General features: G+C 74.7%; 15 protein-coding genes and 1 pseudogene. 1 reads left to right on the top strand and 15 read right to left on the bottom strand.

Annotated features, from left to right (window positions below; translation table 11 throughout):
- Window positions 1-45: 45 nt before the first annotated feature.
- Window positions 46-1,458, top strand: coding sequence for an MFS transporter (locus tag AC3EVP_RS05915; RefSeq protein ID WP_435126872.1), 1,413 nt, complete (start codon window positions 46-48; stop codon window positions 1,456-1,458).
- 103 nt (window positions 1,459-1,561) lie between these two features.
- On the opposite strand, the gene AC3EVP_RS05920 is transcribed toward AC3EVP_RS05915, so the two are convergent.
- The 15 genes and pseudogenes from AC3EVP_RS05920 to AC3EVP_RS05990 all read right to left on the bottom strand — a co-directional run bounded on the left by AC3EVP_RS05920 (window position 1,562) and on the right by AC3EVP_RS05990 (window position 17,366).
- Window positions 1,562-3,430 (bottom strand): dipeptide ABC transporter ATP-binding protein, encoded by a 1,869-nt coding sequence (locus AC3EVP_RS05920; RefSeq protein ID WP_435126874.1) that lies wholly within the window; start codon window positions 3,428-3,430, stop codon window positions 1,562-1,564.
- A complete protein-coding gene (locus AC3EVP_RS05925; RefSeq protein WP_335972543.1) occupies window positions 3,427-4,305 on the bottom strand; it encodes an ABC transporter permease in 879 nt (292 codons plus the stop codon). The genes AC3EVP_RS05920 and AC3EVP_RS05925 overlap by 4 nt, the downstream gene beginning before the upstream one ends.
- Window positions 4,302-5,252 carry an ABC transporter permease gene (locus tag AC3EVP_RS05930; protein WP_335972537.1) on the bottom strand — a complete coding sequence of 317 codons (951 nt, stop codon included), beginning with the start codon at window positions 5,250-5,252 and terminating at the stop codon, window positions 4,302-4,304. Before AC3EVP_RS05930 ends, AC3EVP_RS05925 begins: the two co-directional genes overlap by 4 nt.
- Window position 5,253: 1 nt before the next feature.
- Window positions 5,254-6,909, bottom strand: coding sequence for an ABC transporter substrate-binding protein (locus AC3EVP_RS05935; RefSeq protein WP_435126877.1), 1,656 nt, complete (start codon window positions 6,907-6,909; stop codon window positions 5,254-5,256).
- Between the two features lie 135 nt (window positions 6,910-7,044).
- Window positions 7,045-7,950, bottom strand: coding sequence for an LLM class flavin-dependent oxidoreductase (locus tag AC3EVP_RS05940; RefSeq protein WP_435126879.1), 906 nt, complete (start codon window positions 7,948-7,950; stop codon window positions 7,045-7,047).
- A gap of 89 nt (window positions 7,951-8,039) precedes the next feature.
- Window positions 8,040-8,717, bottom strand: a complete 678-nt coding sequence (locus AC3EVP_RS05945) for an antibiotic biosynthesis monooxygenase family protein (protein WP_335972529.1) — start codon at window positions 8,715-8,717, stop codon at window positions 8,040-8,042.
- Window positions 8,718-8,826: 109 nt separating this feature from the next.
- Window positions 8,827-9,837 (bottom strand): methyltransferase, encoded by a 1,011-nt coding sequence (locus AC3EVP_RS05950; protein ID WP_435126882.1) that lies wholly within the window; start codon window positions 9,835-9,837, stop codon window positions 8,827-8,829.
- A gap of 402 nt (window positions 9,838-10,239) precedes the next feature.
- Window positions 10,240-10,728, bottom strand: a complete 489-nt coding sequence (locus AC3EVP_RS05955) for a nuclear transport factor 2 family protein (protein ID WP_435126884.1) — start codon at window positions 10,726-10,728, stop codon at window positions 10,240-10,242.
- The gene (locus AC3EVP_RS05960) at window positions 10,725-12,308 is read right to left on the bottom strand and encodes an FAD-dependent monooxygenase (RefSeq protein WP_435126886.1); all 1,584 of its coding nucleotides are present in this window, start codon (window positions 12,306-12,308) and stop codon (window positions 10,725-10,727) included. The genes AC3EVP_RS05955 and AC3EVP_RS05960 overlap by 4 nt, the downstream gene beginning before the upstream one ends.
- Window positions 12,309-12,310: 2 nt before the next feature.
- Window positions 12,311-13,255, bottom strand: coding sequence for an aromatase/cyclase (locus tag AC3EVP_RS05965; protein WP_435126888.1), 945 nt, complete (start codon window positions 13,253-13,255; stop codon window positions 12,311-12,313).
- Between the two features lie 80 nt (window positions 13,256-13,335).
- Entirely contained in the window at window positions 13,336-14,091 is a 756-nt protein-coding gene (locus tag AC3EVP_RS05970; protein WP_435127373.1) for an SDR family NAD(P)-dependent oxidoreductase, read from the bottom strand.
- Between the two features lie 102 nt (window positions 14,092-14,193).
- Window positions 14,194-14,418: pseudogene (locus tag AC3EVP_RS05975) on the bottom strand (acyl carrier protein); the annotation flags it as partial.
- A gap of 133 nt (window positions 14,419-14,551) precedes the next feature.
- The gene (locus AC3EVP_RS05980; protein WP_435126890.1) at window positions 14,552-15,772 is read right to left on the bottom strand and encodes a ketosynthase chain-length factor; all 1,221 of its coding nucleotides are present in this window, start codon (window positions 15,770-15,772) and stop codon (window positions 14,552-14,554) included.
- Window positions 15,769-17,040 (bottom strand): beta-ketoacyl-[acyl-carrier-protein] synthase family protein, encoded by a 1,272-nt coding sequence (locus tag AC3EVP_RS05985; RefSeq protein WP_435126892.1) that lies wholly within the window; start codon window positions 17,038-17,040, stop codon window positions 15,769-15,771. The genes AC3EVP_RS05980 and AC3EVP_RS05985 overlap by 4 nt, the downstream gene beginning before the upstream one ends.
- The gene (locus AC3EVP_RS05990) at window positions 17,037-17,366 is read right to left on the bottom strand and encodes a TcmI family type II polyketide cyclase (protein ID WP_335972517.1); all 330 of its coding nucleotides are present in this window, start codon (window positions 17,364-17,366) and stop codon (window positions 17,037-17,039) included. The genes AC3EVP_RS05985 and AC3EVP_RS05990 overlap by 4 nt, the downstream gene beginning before the upstream one ends.
- Between the last annotated feature and the right edge of the window lie 28 nt (window positions 17,367-17,394).

The raw sequence follows: 17,394 nt of genomic DNA on the forward strand, positions 1-17,394 counted from the left end.
CCCGGCGGGCCCCACCTGACCTGATCCGAGAGGAAGAGATCCCGCATGGCACGCAAATGGTGGACGCTCGTGGCCGTGGTGGCCGGAGTGTTCATGCTCGTCCTGGACATCACCATCGTGAACGTGGCCCTGCCCGACATCAGTGACGACTTCCACTCGTCGCTGTCCGACCTGCAATGGGTCATCGACGCCTACGCGCTGGCCCTGGCGGCCGGGCTGCTGACCGGCGGCTCGCTCGCCGACTTATGGGGCAGGCGGCGGCTGTACGCGGCGGGCACCGCGGTCTTCACGATCGGCTCGCTGCTGTGCGGCCTGGCCACCGGCCCGCTCTTCCTGGCGCTGGCCCGGGCCGGCCAGGGCATCGGCGGCGCCGTGGTGTGGGCGACCTCGCTGGCGCTGCTCAGCCAGGCGTTCCAGGGCCGTGAACGGGGCCTGGCCTTCGGCATCTACGGCGGCATCCTCGGCATCGCGGTCGCCGTCGGCCCGGTGCTGGGCGGCGCGCTCACCAGCGGCCTGAGCTGGCACTGGATCTTCTGGGTCAACGTGCCGATCGGCGTCGCCGTGGTGGCGATCACCCTGCTGAAGCTGGAGGAGTCCCGCAACCCGTCGGCCGCCCGGCCGGACTGGGCCGGGTTCGTGGCCTTCAGCGGCGGCCTGTCACTGCTGCTGTACGGGCTGATCAACGCCTCCGACGGCTGGTCGCAGGCGAAGGTGTGGGGCACGCTGGCGGGCGCGGCGGTGCTGCTGGCCGCGTTCGGCGTCCAGGAGCGGCGCACCGCGCACCCCATGCTGGACCTGACACTGTTCCGCAAACCCACCTTCAACGGCGGGCTGGTGGCCGCGTTCGGCCTCAACGCCTCGATCTACGCGCTCATCACCTACCTCGTGCTCTACCTCCAGCAGGACCTGCACTACACGCCCGCGCAGGCCGGGCTGCGGCTGCTGGCGCTGACCGGCGCGATGTTCGTGGCGTCCACCACCGCCGGGCGGCTGAGTTCCGCGGTGCCGGTGCGGCTGATGATCAGCGCCGGGTTCGTCCTCATAGCCGTCGGCATCGCGCTGATGACCGGGGTGACGGAGTCCTCGACGTGGACGCACCTGCTCGCCGGGATGATCGTCTCCGGGCTGGGCGCGGGCATGGTCACGGTGCCGCTGGCCTCCACCGCGGTCGGCGTGGTCGCCCCGGCCCAGGCCGGGGTCGCCTCCGGGGTGAACGCCACCGCCCGGCAGGTCGGCCTGGCCACCGCGATCGCGGTGCTCGGCACCGTGTTCACCACCCGCAGCGAGCACCACGGCTTCACCGGCGGGCTCAACCTGATCCTGTGGATCGGCGCGGTCGTGGCGATCGTCTCGGCGGTGCTCAGCGCGCTGCTGATCCGGCAGAAGGACTTCGTGCCGCCGCCGGCGCGCCCGGCCCCGGCCGACACCCCGGCGCAGCCGGAGGCCGCGGGCGCCTGACCGCCCCCGGACCGCGGGCACGCAGAAAAGGGCCCTGGGCCGCGGAACATCCTGTGGCCCGGGGCCCTTTCAGCTGCGGCGCCGCGGCGCCGCGGCGCGGCGGTCAGGCGGAACCGGAGCCGTGCAGCGGGGACACCGGCGCCCCGGCTGAGGCGTCCTCGGCCGCCGCTTCCCCGGCCGCCGCGCCCCCCGGTGCCGCCGCCGACAGCAGCGCCCGCGTGTACGGGTGCGACGGCGCCGCGAACACCTCCTCCACCGGCCCGGTCTCCACCACCCGCCCGTCCTTCATGACCGCCACCCGGTCGCTGACGTGCCGCACCACTGCGAGGTCGTGCGAGATGAACAGCAGCGCCACGCCCGTCTCGTCCCGGATGTCGGCGAGCAGGTCCAGAATCTGCGCCTGCACGGAGACGTCCAGCGCCGAGACCGGCTCGTCGCAGACCACGACGTCCGGCGCGGTGGCCAGCGCCCGGGCGATCGCCACCCGCTGCCGCTGCCCGCCGGACAGTTCGGACGGCCGGCGCCGCAGCACGGCCGCCGGCAGCCCCACCAGGTCCAGCAACTCCGCGGCCCGGGACCGGCGTTCGGCCCGGCCGCGCACCCCGGCCCGGGCCACCGCCTCACCCACCACCCGCTCCACGCCGTAGCGCGGGTCGAAGGAGCCGAGCGGGTCCTGCTGCACCGTCTGGATACGGGGCCGCGCCGCACGCCGCTCCCGCTCGGGCACCCCGCTCCACGGGCGGCCCCCGAACCGCACCTGCCCGGCGTCGGGCGCCAGCAGGCCCAGCGCGATCCGCGCCACCGTGGTCTTCCCGGACCCGGACTCGCCGACCACGCCGACCGCCTCACCCGCGTCCAGCCGCAGCGACACCTCCCGCACCACCTGGTGGGCCGCCCCGTCCGGGCCGCGGAAGCTCTTGGAGACCGCGTCGACCTCCAGCAGCGGCGCGGCGCCCGGCGCGGCGGCGGGCGGCTCTCGGCGGCGTACGGTCAGCGGCGGCTTCGCCCGCGAGGTCACCGAGGTCGCCGAGGCGGCGCCGTCCAGCGGGTGGTGGCACAGCGCGGTGTCCGGTTCGGCGGCCGGCGGCAGCGCCGTACGGCAGGTGTCGTCGGCGGCCGCGCACCGGTGGGCGTACGGGCAGCCGTCCGGACCGGCCGGCGGGCGGGGCACCGGCGGCGCCGACAGCCGGGCGCCCTTGGGGTGCAGCGCCGGCACCGCGTCCAGCAGCGCCCGCGTGTAGGGGTGCCGGGGGCGCTCCAGCACCCGCCGGCCGCTGCCGGTCTCCACCACCCGCCCGCCGTACATCACCGCGACCCGGTCGGCCAGCCGCGCCACCACCGACAGGTCGTGGCTGATCAGCAGCAGCGCGGTGCCCGCGCGCCGCAACCGGTCGAGCAGGTCCAGGATCTGCGCCTGCACCGACACGTCCAGCGCGGTGGTCGGCTCGTCGGCGACGAGCAGGTCGGGGCCCGCGGCCAGGGCGGACGCGATCAGGGCGCGCTGCCGCAGCCCGCCCGACAACTGGTGCGGGTACTGCGCGGCGCGGCGCTCCGGCTCGGGCACGCCCACGTCGGCGAGGAGTTCCCGGACCCGGTCGGCGTGCCGGGCGCGGGGCAGCACCCCGTGCACGCGCAGCGGTTCGGCGATCTCCGCGCCCACGGTGCGCAGCGGGTCCAGCGAGGACAGCGCGTCCTGGAGGACCAGGCCGACCCGCCGCCCGCGCAGCGCGCGCCACTGCGGCTCGCGCAGGGACGTCAGGTCCTGGCCGTCGAACGACAGCGTGCCGGCCCGCACCCGCGCGCCGGCGCCGGCCAGGCCCACCAGCGCGCGGGCGGTGACGCTCTTGCCGGAGCCGGACTCGCCCACCACGGCCAGGCACTCCCCGGCGTCCAGGGTGAAGGAGACGTCGCGTACGGCGCGCAGCGCGCCGAAGGACACGTCCAGGCCGTCGACGGTCAGCAGCGGGCTCATCGGCCGGTCCTCCGGGTGAAGCGGGCCTGGGCCTGGCGGCCCACGACGTTGACCACCAGCGCGGTCAGGGTGATGGCCGCGCCCGGGAAGACGCCCAGCCACCAGGCGGTCTGAAGGAAGTCGCGGCCCTGGTCGAGCATCGCGCCCCACTCCGCGGTGGGCGGCTGCGGCCCCAGGCCCAGGAAGCTCAGCCCGGACGCGGCGATCAGCGAGGAGCCGAAGCCGACCGTGGCCAGCACCAGCAGCGGCCCGAGCGCGTTGGGCACGACATGCCGCAGCACCAGCGCGGGCCGGGACAGGCCCAGCGTGGTCGCGGCCTCGACGTAGCCGGAGCGGCGTACGACGAGCGTCTCGGCGCGCACGATCCGCGCGTAACCGGGTGCGAACGCGGCCGCGATGGCGAGCGCCACGTTCACGGTGCCGCTGCCGAGGACGGCGACCGCCAGCAGCGCCAGCAGGATCGGCGGCAGCGCCAGCAGCACGTCGGCCAGGCGCATCAGCACCTGGTCGGCCACCCGCCCGCCGAGCCCGGCGGCCAGGCCGAGGACGGCGCCGGCCAGCACCGACAGCGCGGTGGCGCCGGCCCCGAGCAGCAGGGACAGCCGGGTGCCGTACACCACCCGGGTGTACAGGTCCCGGCCGAGCTGGTCGGTGCCGAACCAGTGGCCGGACCCGGGCGGGCGCAGCGCCTGGAGCGGATCGGTGGTGTTGGGCGCCGCCGAGGCGAACACGCCCGGCGCTGCGGCGGCCAGCACGAGCAGGGCGAGGAAGGCCAGCGCGGGCAGGAGCAGCAGCACGCGGCCGGAGATCCGGCGCCGTACGGGCGCGGCGGCCGCCGGCGGCGCGGCGGCGTCGAGGGTCAGCGGTGCGGTCATGGTGTCACCTGGTCCGTCCTGAGGCGGGGGTCGATGACCAGGTAGAGCAGGTCCACCAGGGTCGAGAGCACGACGAACACCGCCGCCGACAGCAGCACCAGGCCGATGACCAGGGGCATGTCCTTGTTGGTGGTCGCCTGGAGGATGAGCGCGCCGATGCCCGGCCGCCCGAAGACGGTCTCCACCAGCACCGCGCCGCCCAGCAGCGACCCGGCCAGCCAGCCGGTGAGCGTGACCAGCGGCAGCGCGGCGTGCCGCAGCGCGTGCCGCAGCCGCACCGCGGTGCCGCTCAGGCCGCGCGAGCGGGCGGTGACGGCGAACGGCTGGTGCAGCGCGGTCTCCAGCCCCTCCCGCAGCACCTGCGCCAGCACCCCGGTCATCGGCAGCGCGAGGGTCAGCGCGGGCAGCACCAGCGCGGTGCCGTTCTGCGCCCCGGCGACCGGGAAGAGCTGCCAGTGGAAGGAGAACAGCGTCAGCAGCAGGATGCCGGTCCAGTACGAGGGGCTGGAGACGGTGAGCAGTTCCAGCAGCGAGGCGGCGCCGCGCAGCGCCGGGCGCCGCCCGGCGGTCGCGACCGCGCTCAGCAGCGCCAGCAGCAGCGCCAGCGCCAGTGCGGACAGGGCGAGTTGGACGGTGGGGCCGAGCTGGCCGGTGATCAGCGAGCCGACCGGGCGCTGCACCTGGTAGGACTCCCCGAGGTCGCCGCGCAGCAGGTGGCCGAGGTAGCGCAGGTACTGCTGCCAGACCGGGTCGCCCAGCCCGTACTGGGCGCGGATGCGCGCGCGGACCTCGGGCGTGGCGGAGCTGAAGGGCCCGAGCATGGTGGTCACCGGGTCGCCCGGGATCAGCCGCAGGGCCGCGAACGCGACCGTGGCGGCGCCCAGCAGCACCGCCACGGCCGCCGCCACCCGTCGGGCCACCGCCCGCAGCAGGTGTGTCGGCGTCACGTCACTTCCCGAGCCAGGCGTCGTGGAACTCCAGCCAGGTGTTGGCGTCGGCGGTGATGCCGTGCACCTTGGTGGAGGCGCCGTACACCGAGGAGACGACGTACATCGGCACCACCAGCGCGAGGTCGACCGCGCGCTGCTGGACCTTGGTGTAGTACGCGGCGCGGCCGGCCGGGTCGAGGGTGGTCTGCCCCTGCTCGGTCCACGTGTCGAGGTCGGTGTCCTTGATGAAGGTGCCGTTGGCGCCGCCCTTGGCGGGGGTCTCGGCGCTGTTGAAGTACAGCCGCAGCACGTCCGGGTCGGCCCGCGACCAGCTGTAGTCGGAGATGTCGTCCTTGCCGCCGAAGAGCTGCTTGACGAAGGTGCCGACGTCCTGCCGGGGCCGTTTCACCTCGATGCCGAGCTTCTTCAGGTCCGCCTGCACCGCCTGGCCGAGGATGTCGTGCTGCTGGCTGACGAGGTTCTGCGGCATCAGCGGCCACTCGAGGGACAGCCGCTTGCCGTCCTTGGTGCGGTAGCCGGCGGAGTCCCGCGCGGTCCAGCCGGCCTGGTCCAGCAGCTTCGCCGCGAGCTTCGGGTCGTACGGCCAGGTCCCGGTCAGGGAGGAGTCGTAGCCGACGGTGGCGGGCGACAGCGGGCTCCAGGCGCGCTGGTAGGCGCCGAAGTAGACGCTCTTGACGTCGGCGTCCACATTGATGCCGCGCTGCACCGCCTCGCGGACCCGCTTGTCGGTGAACGGCCCGCGGGAGGCGTTGAGCACCAGGTTGTACACGCCGCCGGGGGCCTGCTTGGAGATCACCGTGAGGCCGCCGCTCGGCTTGAGGGTCTTCACGTCCGTCGGGGGCACGGACTTGGCGACCTGGACCTGTCCGCTGCGCAGCGCGCCGACCCGGACCGAGTCCTGGCTCAGGAAGCGGTAGGTGAGCTTGTCCAGGTAGGCCGGGCCCTGGTGGGCGTCGGTGGACGGGGCCCAGTCGTACTTCGGGTTGCGGGTCAGGACGGCGCTCTGCCCCTTGGTGTAGGAGGAGAAGACGAACGGGCCGGTGCCGACGTCGGCGGGGCCGCCCGCGCCGAGCTTGGAGCCGTACTTCTTGATCGCGGCGGGGGAGTAGAAGCCGAGGTAGGGGGTGCTGGCGGCCTGGAGGAAGGGCGCGAACGCCTTGGTGAAGGAGACCCGCACGGTGTACGGGTCGACGACCTTCGTGCCCGCGTACGGGCCGAGCAGCCCCGCGGCGTACTGGGACTTGGTGGCCGGGTCCACGATGCGGTCGAAGTTGGTCTTCACCGCCTGCGCGTTGAAGGGCGTGCCGTCGGTGAAGGTGACGTCCTTGCGCAGGTGGAAGGTGTAGGTGCGCAGGTCCTTCGACACGCTCCAGGACGAGGCGAGCCAGGCGTGGAACTGCCCCTTGTCGTCCTGGTAGACGAGTGAGTCGAAGACGTTGCGCTGGATGGAGCCGGTGATGTCCTGCTGGCTGACGTCGATGTCCCAGGAGACCGGTTCGGTGTCGACCGCGTAGGTGAGGGACCCGCCGGAGACGGGCTTGCCGGTGGAGGTGGTGCTGCCGCCCGACCCCGATCCGCCGCCGCAGGCCGCGGCGAGGAGTACGGCCGCGGTGGCGGCGGCGAGCGGGACGGGTCTGCGGCTGAGGCGGGACATGCGGGTCTCCCGTAGGTACCTGGTGGGTGCGAGGGCGACGGCCGGGCCGCTGGGGTGCGGCCCGGCCGTCAGGGTGGTGCGGGGTGGTGCGGGGGGTGCTGTGCGGGGGGAGGGGATCGGTCCTGTGGCGGGTGGTCAGGCCTTGGCGAGGTTCTCCCGGACGGCGGGCACGACCTCCTCCGCCCACCGCCCGAGCGCGACGTCGAGCGGGCCGCCGTCGGTGGCGAAGTGGATGAACCCGGCGGCGCCGTGCTCCAGTACGGCGCCGGTCAGCTCCTCGACCCACTGCCGTACCGAGCCGCCGATCCAGCGGCCGTCGGCGTCCCGGGTGCGGTCCAGCGCGGCGCTCGTGATCCGGCCCGGCAGGTTGAAGACGGTGGCGACCTCCGACGGGTCGCGCCCGGCCTCGGCCGCGGCCCGGTCGACCAGCGGACGCGAGTCGAGGTAGCGCCGGCTCACCCAGTCCGAGGCGTGGCCGGGTATCCAGCCGTCGGCCAGCCGCCCGGTGACCGCCAGGGAGCGTTCGCCGAGCGACCCGGTCCAGATCTGCGGGGTGGGCACGTCGGCCGGCTCGATCTCGCGGATGGTGCTGAACTCGCCCTGGAACGTGACCGGTTCACCCCCGCCGGACAGCGCGCGGACCAGGGTGATCGCCTCCTGGAGCGCCCGGACCGCCTGGCCGGGGCCGAGCCGGGGCCGGCCGAACCGCTCGATCTCGTCCCAGAAGCCGCCCGCGCCGATGCCGAGCACGATCCGCCCGCCCGACAGCGCCGACAGCGAGGTGACCGCCCGGGCGAGCACCGGCGCGGGCCGGCTCGGCAGGTTGGTGACGTTCGCCAGCCCGGCGATGCCGGAGGTGGCCCCGAGCACGAAGCCCAGCGTGGAGTAGGCGTCCAGCCGCTGCCCGTAGTACGGATGGTCCGAGGTGGAGAACAGGTCGAGGCCGGAGCGGTCGGCCTGGACCCCGAGCCGGACGATCTCGGCGGCGCGGGCGGTCTCGGTCCCGGGGGCGAATCCGAACAACGTGGTGCGCTGCGTCATCGACGCGCACTCCTTTCGTGAAGGGGGCGGTGGGTCGGGCGATCAGATCGGTGGAGCCGGTCCGGCGGGTCCGGCCGGGCGGTGCGCCGTCAGCCGGCCGCGGACCGGCTGTGCACGACGGTGTAGGTGTTCGCGTCCCGCCCGGTCACCAGCGAACGGGCGTGCTCCCGGCCGCGCCGCACACTCGCCGGGCGCTCCTCCTCCGGCAGCAGGTGGAAGGCGTCGTACGCCTCCTTGCTGTCCCACTGGGCGTAGTTGACGACGGTCTTGCCGTCCAGGCCGCGCAGGATCGTGTGCGAGCGGTGCCCGGGGTAGGTGCGGACCCACTCCTCGGGTTCGGCGAGCGTGTCGACCAGGTCCTTCTGGTGCTCCGGGTCGACGTCGAAGACGACGATCACCGTGTAGTCGTCGCGCTCGGCGGAGAACTCCGCCTTCGCCAGGCCCGGGTGGAGCTGTGTGGCCACCACCTCGGTCTGGAGCAGGCGGATGGACGTGGCGAGTTCGTTGAACAGCGGCACCGTGTGGTGCTTGAAGCCCTCGCCGGCGTACCGGGCCTGGAGGTCCTCGAGGCTGCGCCACTGGATGTAGTTGGCGGTGCCGCGCGCGTCCTGGCCGCTGTGCAGCGTGGAGGAGATCCAGCCGGGGTAGTCGGCGTGGTCGATGATGTCCCGCATCGCGTCCAGCAGGCGGTCCTGGCCCTGCTGGGTCTCGGTGCGGAAGAGGTTGAGCACGGTCAGGTAGCCGTCGTCGGGCGAGAGGAAAGGCATGGCGGTCTCCGGTCGGAAGGCAGCGGCGGACACGGCGGAGGAGCCCGGAAGGGGCTGCGAACTCCACTGTGTGAAGCGGAAGGTGACGAATGGTCAGTTGATGTCCGGGTCAGGCCGCGACGGCCTCGACGACGCTGCAGTGGCCGCCCGGTACGATCCGGGTCAGCCGCAGCCCGGCGCCGGCGAGCAGCGCGGCGAACTCCGCCTCGGTGCGCTGCCGGCCGCCGCACAGCACGAGCATGTCCAGGTCCATCAGCTTGACGTTCAGCGCGGGCCGGTCGGTCGGCAGCACCGCCTCCACCAGCAGCACCCGCCCGTCCGCGGGCAGCACCGCCCGCACCTTGGACAGAATCCGGACCGACGGCTCGTCGTCCCAGTCGTGGATGATGTTCGACAGCAGGTAGGCGTCGCCGCCCGGCGGCACCGCGTCGAAGAAGCTGCCGCCCTGCGCGGTGGCGCGCTCGGCGACGCCCGCCTCCTTGAACACCGGACCGGACTCGGCGACGACCTCCGGCTGGTCGTAGAGCACCCCGCGCAGGCCCGGGTTGGCTGCCAGGACCGCCGACAGCAGCGCGCCGCGCCCGCCGCCGACGTCGACGAGCGTGCGCAGGCCGCCGAAGTCGTAGGCGGCGACGATCGAGCCGATGATCTGGCGGGACGTCTGCGTCATCGCCCGGTCGAAGACGCCCAGCACGTCGGGGCGGTCGCGGATGTGGTCCCACACGGACGTGCCGTGCACGCGCTCGAAGACCGGGGCGCCGGTGCGGACGCTGTCGGCCAGCCGGGTCCAGGTGTCGCGCTCGGCGGGCAGGCCGGTCCAGACGGCGAAGTCCCGCAGCGAGACGGGCGAGTCGGTGCGCAGCGCGTCGCCGAGCTCGGTGAGCGCGAAGACGCGGTCCGGGCGCTCCTCGAACAGCTCGATGTCGGCGCAGGCGCGCAGCAGCCGGTAGAGGGTCGGCGCGTGGGCGCCGACCTCCTCGGCGACCTCCTCGACGGTCCGGGGACCGGCGGCGAGGGCGTCGGCGACGCCCAGTTCGGCGGCGGCGCTGACGGCCTGCGCCATCCAGCCGGCGGTGGCCAGCTGGAGGATGCGTACGGGGGGTGGAAGCGAAGCGGGCATGGCGGAACAGCCTCCATGAAAGGGGGTTGCCCGTGTCCGCCGCACGGCCCGGCCCGCGGCAACGGTCTCGCGCGGACGCGAGGACACGGTGGCGCGACGGGGCGGGGTACGGGGTGCGGAAGCGGGCTGCGGCTGGCGGAGCCGGGAGAGAAGGCTCCTGAAAGGCGCTGCACGGAAGGAGGTTGACGAACCGTCTGTTTCCGGGCAGGGCGAAGCCGCCCGGAAAGCGTGACACATGCCTGAGCAGGGCGTCAACTGACGACCGGACGGTCCGGGGCGGCGGGGCGGTCGGCGCGCGGGGCGTGGCGAGCACGGTGGTGCGCGGGGCCGCCGGAGTGGTGGGTGTGTCGGGGTGGTGGGTGCGTGTGGGGTGATGTCCGGCGCTTTGATGTCGGGGGGTTTCTACGGACGGCCGGGGCGGGGCGGCAGGTCGCCGCGGCTCCAGACCAGGTGGATGGCGAGGGCGCTCAGCCGCCATCCGTCCGGGGTGCGCACCGCCCGGGCCGCGACCCGGCTGCCGGTGCGCAGGTCCGCCCGGGCGGACTCGGGCGGGTGGACGTGGGTCACCAGCAGCTTGGCGGTCAACTCGGCCGCGTCCCCGGCCAGTTCGACCACATGGTTGGTGCTGGCGTGGTGGGTGCGCGCCCAGTTCGCCTTCGCCGCGCGCTGGAACTGCGCGAGCCCGGCGAGCCCGTGGTGCCCGCCCACCGGGAACACCAGCTCCAGGTCCGGCGTGAAGAGCGTGCCGTACCAGGTGTCGTCGCGCGCCACCGTGCCCAGGTCGTCGAAGTCGAGCAGATAGCGGTCGAGCAGGCCGCTGATCTCGGCCCGGTCGAGCAGTTCGGCGACGGCGGTGGCACCGTGGGCGCGCGGCAGGCCGGGCGCGCTCATCGCGGGCCGCGGGGCGGCGGGCCGAACCAGCGGCGCAGCGCCCTGCGGGTCGCGGCCAGGCTGCGGGCGGGGGTGGGGTCGGGGCCCGCGGCCCAGGCCACATGGCCGTCGGGGCGGAACAGTGCGGCGCCGACCCCGGCGAGCCGCTGCGCGTCCGGCCCGGTGGGGCGCGCCCGGACGTGGTGCACGCGGTCGGCCCAGGGCGCGAGGGCGCGGGCGAGCCGTTCGCCGTGGGCGGCGTCGCCGGTGAGGTCGAGCAGCACACCGCGGCCGTCGCGCAGCAGCGCGGCGGTGGTGGTGGCGGACGGCGCCGACAGGGGGACGTGGGGGAGCAGGCCGCCGGTCAGGGCGTGGCCGCCGCCCAGGTCGTAGCGGGTGTCGAGGCCGCTGACCTCGCCGGCGAGGTGCCGCCGCGCCGGGGGCAGGGCGATCAGCTCCTCGAACACCGCCCGCACCGGGTCGACTTCGGGCCCGCCGAGCAGCAGCAGGGCCTGGGCCCGGACCGAGGTGAGGACCTGGTGCCCGGCCGGGTGCCGCTCCGCGTGGTAGCTGTCCAGCAGGGCGTCGGCGAACGCGGGTGAGCCCGCGTCCTGCGCCCGCAGCGCCGCGGCGAGCTTCCACCCGAGGTTGAAGGCGTCCTGGAGGCCCAGGTTGAGGGCCTGCCCGCCGACGGGCAGGTGCCGGTGGGCCGCGTCCCCGGCGAAGAGCACCCGGCCCTCGCGGTAGCGGGCGAGCTGGCGGGCCGCGTCGTCGAAGGCGCCGGCCCACAGCGCGGTACCGTGTCCGATCTCCTCGCCGGTGACGCGTTTCCAGGCGTCCGCGACGGTCGCGAACCCGACCGCGCCGTCGGGGGAGCCGGCGGCCGACGGCGGGGAGCCGAAGACATGGACCATCACCCGGGTCACCCCGTCCGCCCGCCGGGCGGCGATCGCGAGGCCGCGGTCCAGCCGTTCGAAGCGGCGGTCGGGGATGTCGATGCCCGCCACGTCCGCCCGCAGCAGCTCCCGTTCGGCGCCCTGCCCGGGGAAGTCCGCCCCCAGCAGCTCGCGCACGGTGCTGTCCTGCCCGTCGGCCGCGACGGCGTAGCGGGCCCGTATCCGGGTGGTGGCGCCGTCGGGGGTGCGGGCGAGCAGGTCGACGTGGCCGGGGCCCTGCGTGACGCCGTACACGTCATGGCCGCGCAGCACGCGCACGCCCGAGTCGGCCGCCCGGGCGGCGAGACGGGCTTCGGTGGTGGTCTGCGGCACCTTCCACTGCCCGGCGTACGGGCCGGGGCCCGCCAGGTCCAGCGGGATGCCGCCGAAGTGGCCGCGCGGCTCGTGCGGGAGGGTGCCGAAGGCGGTCAACAGGTCGCGGCTGTCGAGGAGTTCGAGGGTGCGTGTGTTGAGGGTGGAGGCGCGCGACTCGGTGGTGGGCTCCACCAGCCGCTCCAGCACCAGTACGTCGGCGCCGCCCAGCCGCAGTTCCGCGGCGAGCAGCAGGCCGACCGGTCCCGCGCCCACCACGACGGCGTCGGCGTGCAGGTCGGGCTCCTCCGGCGCGGACGCGGCGTGCGCGGCGGGGCGTTGGGTGGGGGCCATGGTCACCGCCCGCCTTCCGCGTAGGCCCGGGCGAGCTCCAGCGTGGCCCGACTGTTGGCGCTCAGCGCCCCGCGGACGTAGTCGCGTGCCGCGGCCACGTCCGCGTCCGGGCCGAGCACGCCGGCGATCGCGTCGGGCCTGAGGACGACGGTGTGCCGGGAGGCCGCCGCGACGCCGTTCCCGTCGTCGGTGAAGGTCCACAGCCCGGTGTGCAGCGCCAGCAGCGCCGGGAGCGTGACCTGCTTGTAGGCGATCCGGTGCGGCGCCAGGCACACCCGGTGCGACTTGGTGGTGTGGGTGCTGCCGTCCTTCGCCCGGGTGTCCATCTCCAGCGTCTGGAGGCCCGGGGTGTCCTCGGTGAGCCGGACCCGGGCGACGTGCGGCAGCCGGCTCTCCCACTGGCCGGCGTCGTTGACGAAGTCGTAGACGTCCTTCGCCGTGCCGTCGACGTGCACCACGTCCTCGAAGGAGAACGTCAACTCCGCCTCGTGGTGGGCGCGTTCGACGTTCGCCCGCAGGCCCTCCAGTTCGGTGCGGGAGTTGCGGTCCACCGCCTGGTCGATCCACGCCAGGCCCTCGGGGCTGTCGTCCACCGCGCTGTAGTCGTGCAGCAGCCGCACCCGCGCGGCGTCCGCGCCCTGCGGCTCCACGATCCAGGTGCCGCCCATCCGGGCCACCGGCGGGGTCGAGACCTCCTGCCGGAAGTCGATCCGCAGCGCGCCGGGGTCCAGGGTGCGGCGCGAGGTCCAGCTCTTCGGCTCGCCGTTCGCGGTGGCCCAGATCCGGATGCGCTCCTGGCCGCCGGAGCGCTCCAGGTGGTCGACGTGGATGGTCGGCGCGAAGATCACCGGCCAGCGCTCGACGTCGGCGAGCAGGTCGTAGACGGTCGCGGCCGGGGCCGCGACGGTGATGGTGTGTTCGGTCTCGTGCGTGCCGCGCTGCGGCATGGGACCTCCGTAGGTGGTGAGGCGGCCCGGGAGGGCCGGACGGGGTGAGGGGTGGTGCGGCGGCAGGTGCCGGGCGGTCGTCAGAAGTTGCCCAGGCCGCCGCAGACGTTCAGCGCCTGGGAGGTGACCGAGCCGGCCGCGTCCGTCACCAGGTAGCCGACCAGGCCCGCCACCTCCTGCGGCGTCGAGTAGCGGCCGAGCGGGATCTTCGCCTGGAAGCGGGTGAGCACATCGCCCTCGCTGACGTCCCACGCCTGGGCGTATCCCTGCCGGACCCGCTGCGCCATCGGCGTCTCCACGTATCCCGGGCAGACCGCGTTGACGGTGATGCCGGTGGGCGCCAGCTCGTTGCCCAGTGCCTTGGTGAAGCCGACGACGCCGTGCTTGGACGCGGAGTACGGCGCCCCGAGCACGACGCCCTGCTTGCCCGCGGTGGACGCGATGTTGACGATGCGTCCCCAGGGCCGGTTGCGCAGCCCGCCGGTGGTCAGCACCTCCCGGGTGACCAGGAAGACGCTGTTGAGGTTGGTGTTGATCACGTCGTACCAGAGGTCGTCGGCGAGGTCGGCGGTGACACCGCCGCCGGAGCGCCCGGCGTTGTTGACGAGGATGTCCACGCCCCCGTACGCGGCCACCGCCTGCGCGACGAACGGCCGGACCGACTCCGGGTCGCGCACGTCGACCTCGGCGCCGTCCACCGCGAGCCCCTCGGCCCGCAGTTCCTTGACGGTCGCGGCGACCGACTCGGCGGTGCGCGCGCCGAGGAAGACCCGGTGGCCCTGTTCGGCCAGCAGCCGGACGACGGCCAGCCCGATGCCGCTGGTGCCGCCGGTCACGACCGCGACCCGGCCGAAGTCCCCCGCGGCCGGGTCTGGTTGCTCCTCCTCGGCGGCCGGCTGCGGCGCCGCGGCGGCCAGTTCGCCGTTGACCGCGGCCAGCAGCGCCCGGGGGGTGGTGTCGGGGGCCAGCGCGTCGTCGCCGAGCGCGATGCCGTACTCGCGCTCGATCCGGCTGCCGGTCTCCAGCAGGGCCAGCGACTCGTAGCCGAGCGCGCCGAAGTCGGTGTCGAGGATCTCGCCCTCGAGGTCGACGGTCTCGTCGGCGCCCGCGCCCTCGCGCAGAATCCTGCGCAGGTCGTCGAGGCGGAACGGGGTGTGCGCCATGGGGTCCTCCCAGCGGGAACGGGTGGGTACGTGCGGCGGCCCGCGCGGCAGCGGACCGGTGGGGCGGTGGGGGTGCGGTCGGGTTACCGTCCGGGGCGCACGCGGCGCCGGGCCGGATCGAACTGACGTGGCGTCAGATAGGGTCGGCGGCGCGAACGACGACCGCGGAGTTGAAGCCGCCGTAGCCGCGGGCGACGACCAGCGCGGTGCGCAGCGCCGCCTCGCGGGCGGCCCCGGTGACCAGGTCGATCCGGTAGCCCGGGTCGGGGGTGACATGGACGGTCGGCGGGATGACGCCGTGCCGCAGCGCCAGCAGCGCCCCGGCCAGGTCGAGCGGCGCGGCGCCCGACCCGAGCCGGCCCGTGGCGGTCTTCGGCGCGGTGACCGGCACGGCCGACGGCCCGAACACCGCCGCCAGCGCGTCGGCCTCGATCCGGTCGAGCGCGGGCAGCCCGGCGGCGTCGGCGAAGACCACGTCGACCTCGTCCGGCGCCACCCGCGCGTCGGCCAGCGCGGTCACGATCGCGTGCCGCAGCCCCGGCTCCCGGCCGGAGCCCGGCCGCGGGTCGAAGGAGGCGCCGTAGCCGGCGACGACGCCGTAGCCCGCCACCCCCCGCGCCCGCGCGGTGGCCGCGTCCTCGACCAGCAGGATCGCACCGCCCTCGCCGGGGACATGGCCGGAGGCCGCCGCGTCGAAGGGCAGATAGGCGCCGTCCGGGTCGTCGCTGGTGGTGAGCCGGGCACTGGCCAGCTGCGCCACCCAGCCCCACGGGCACAGTGCGGCGTCCACACCGCCGGAGACGATCAGCGGGGTGCCCTTGCGGATGAGCCGGCGGGTGTGGGCGAGCGCGTCGAGCCCGCCGGCCTGGTCGCTGACGATGACGCCGGAGGGCCCCTTCATGCCGTTGCGGATGGAGATCTGGCCGCTGTTGACGGCGTAGAACCAGGCGAAGGACTGGTAGGCGCTCACATACTGGCCGCCCTGGCTCCACAACTTGCGCAGTTCGTTCTGCCCGAACTCGAAGCCGCCGGAGGTGCTGGCGGTGACCACGCCCATGTCGAACGCGGCGTGGTCGGTGGCCGGGTCGATGCCCGCGTCGTCCAGCGCCCAGTCGGCGGCGACCAGCGCGAGGCGCGTCATACGGTCGGTCTGCGGGATCAGCCGCCCCGGCAGGTGCTCCTCGGCGGTGAAGCCGGTGACCTCCCCGGCCAGCCGGGCGGGGTAGCCCGTCGCGTCGAAACGGGTGATCGGGCCGATGCCGCTGCGGCCCTCGACGGTCGCCGACCAGAACTCCTTGGTGCCCAGGCCGGTCGGCGCGACCACGCCGAGCCCGGTGACCAGCGCCTCGCTCATGCCGCCCTCCGCTCCGGCGCGGCCAGCACCATCGCCGACTGGAAGCCGCCGAAGCCGCTGCCGACGGTCAGCACGGTGTCGGTGCGGTGCTCGCGGGCGGTGAGCGGCACGTAGTCGAGGTCGCACTCCGGGTCGCGGGTGTGGAGGTTCGCGGTCGGCGGCACCACGTCGTTGCGGATCGCCAGCGCCGACGCGGCGATCTCGATCGAGCCGATCGCGCCGAGCGAGTGCCCGACCATCGACTTGATGGAGCTGACCGGCACCTCGTAGGCGTGCGCGCCCAGGCTCCGCTTGAACGCGGCGGTCTCGTGCCGGTCGTTCTGCTTGGTGCCCGAGCCGTGGGCGTTGACGTAGTCCACGGCGCTCGGGTCGAGCCGCGCCTCGTCCAGGGCGACCCGGATCGCCTCGGCCAGCTCCACGCCGTCCGGGCGCAGGCCGGTCATGTGGAAGGCGTTGCAGCGGGAGGCGTAGCCGGCGATCTCCGCGTAGATCCGCGCGCCGCGGCGCCGCGCGGCGCCCAGCTCCTCCAGGACGAAGACGGCCGCGCCCTCGCCGAGCACGAAGCCGTTGCGGGTGCCGTCGAAGGGGCGCGAGGCGTGCTCGGGGTCGTCGTTGCGGGGTGTGGTGGCCTTGATGGCGTCGAAGCAGGCCACGGTGATGGGGGAGATGGGGGCGTCGGAGGACCCGGCGACCATGACGTCGGCGCTGCCCTCGCGGATCAGCTCGACCGCGTGGCCGACGGAGTCGATGCCGGAGGTGCAGCCGGTGGAGACCACCGCCGACGGCCCCTCGGCGCCCGCGGCCCAGGCGACCTCCGCGGCGAACGAGCTGGGCACCAGGTAGTCGTACAGGTGCGGTACGGCGTAGCGGTGGTCGACCTCCGCCAGCCGCCCGCCGTCGCTGACCACGCGGTACTCCGTGTCGAGACCGGTGGTCGCGCCGACCGCGCTGCCGACGGTGACGCCGACCCGGTGCGGGTCGAGGGCGCCGAGGTCCAGCCCGCTGTCGTCCAGCGCCTCGCGGGTGGCGGCCACCGCCAGTTGGGCCGCGCGGTCCATCCGCCGGATCTCCTGCGGGCCCAGGCCGTGCGCCTCGGGGCAGAAGTCGATCTCGGCGGCGACCCGGGACCGGAACGGCGCCGGGTCGAAGAAGGTGATGCCGCGGGTCGCGGTGCGGCCCTCGGCGAGCAGGCCCCAGAAGTCCTTGACGCCCACCCCGCCCGGGGCCAGGACGCCGATGCCGGTGATGACCACGCGCCGCCCGCTCATGCCGAGCCGTCCCAGGAGTAGAAGCGGGTGGCCATCGCGTCGGCCGGGGAGCGCCAGGTGGCCGGGTCGTAGGCGCCGATGAAGGGCTTGAGGTCGGCGCTGATCCGCACGAAGCGCGGGTCGGTCTTCGCGTCCTCGATCCGGCTGCCGCCGTCGTTCTCGTCGAAGTCCTGGAGGTGGAAGTACAGGCCGCGGTAGAAGAACAGCTGGCGGCGCCGGGTGCCCATCCGGTGCGGCAGGTCGGTGCGGTCGAAGTCGGCGAAGAGCGCGCCGACGTCGGCGGCGTGGCCGGGTTCCATCCGCGCCACGATCAGGGTGCTGTGCATCGGTCCTTCTCTCGGTCGTTCCGGGGGG

The organism is Actinacidiphila sp. bgisy144 (assembly GCF_057708105.1).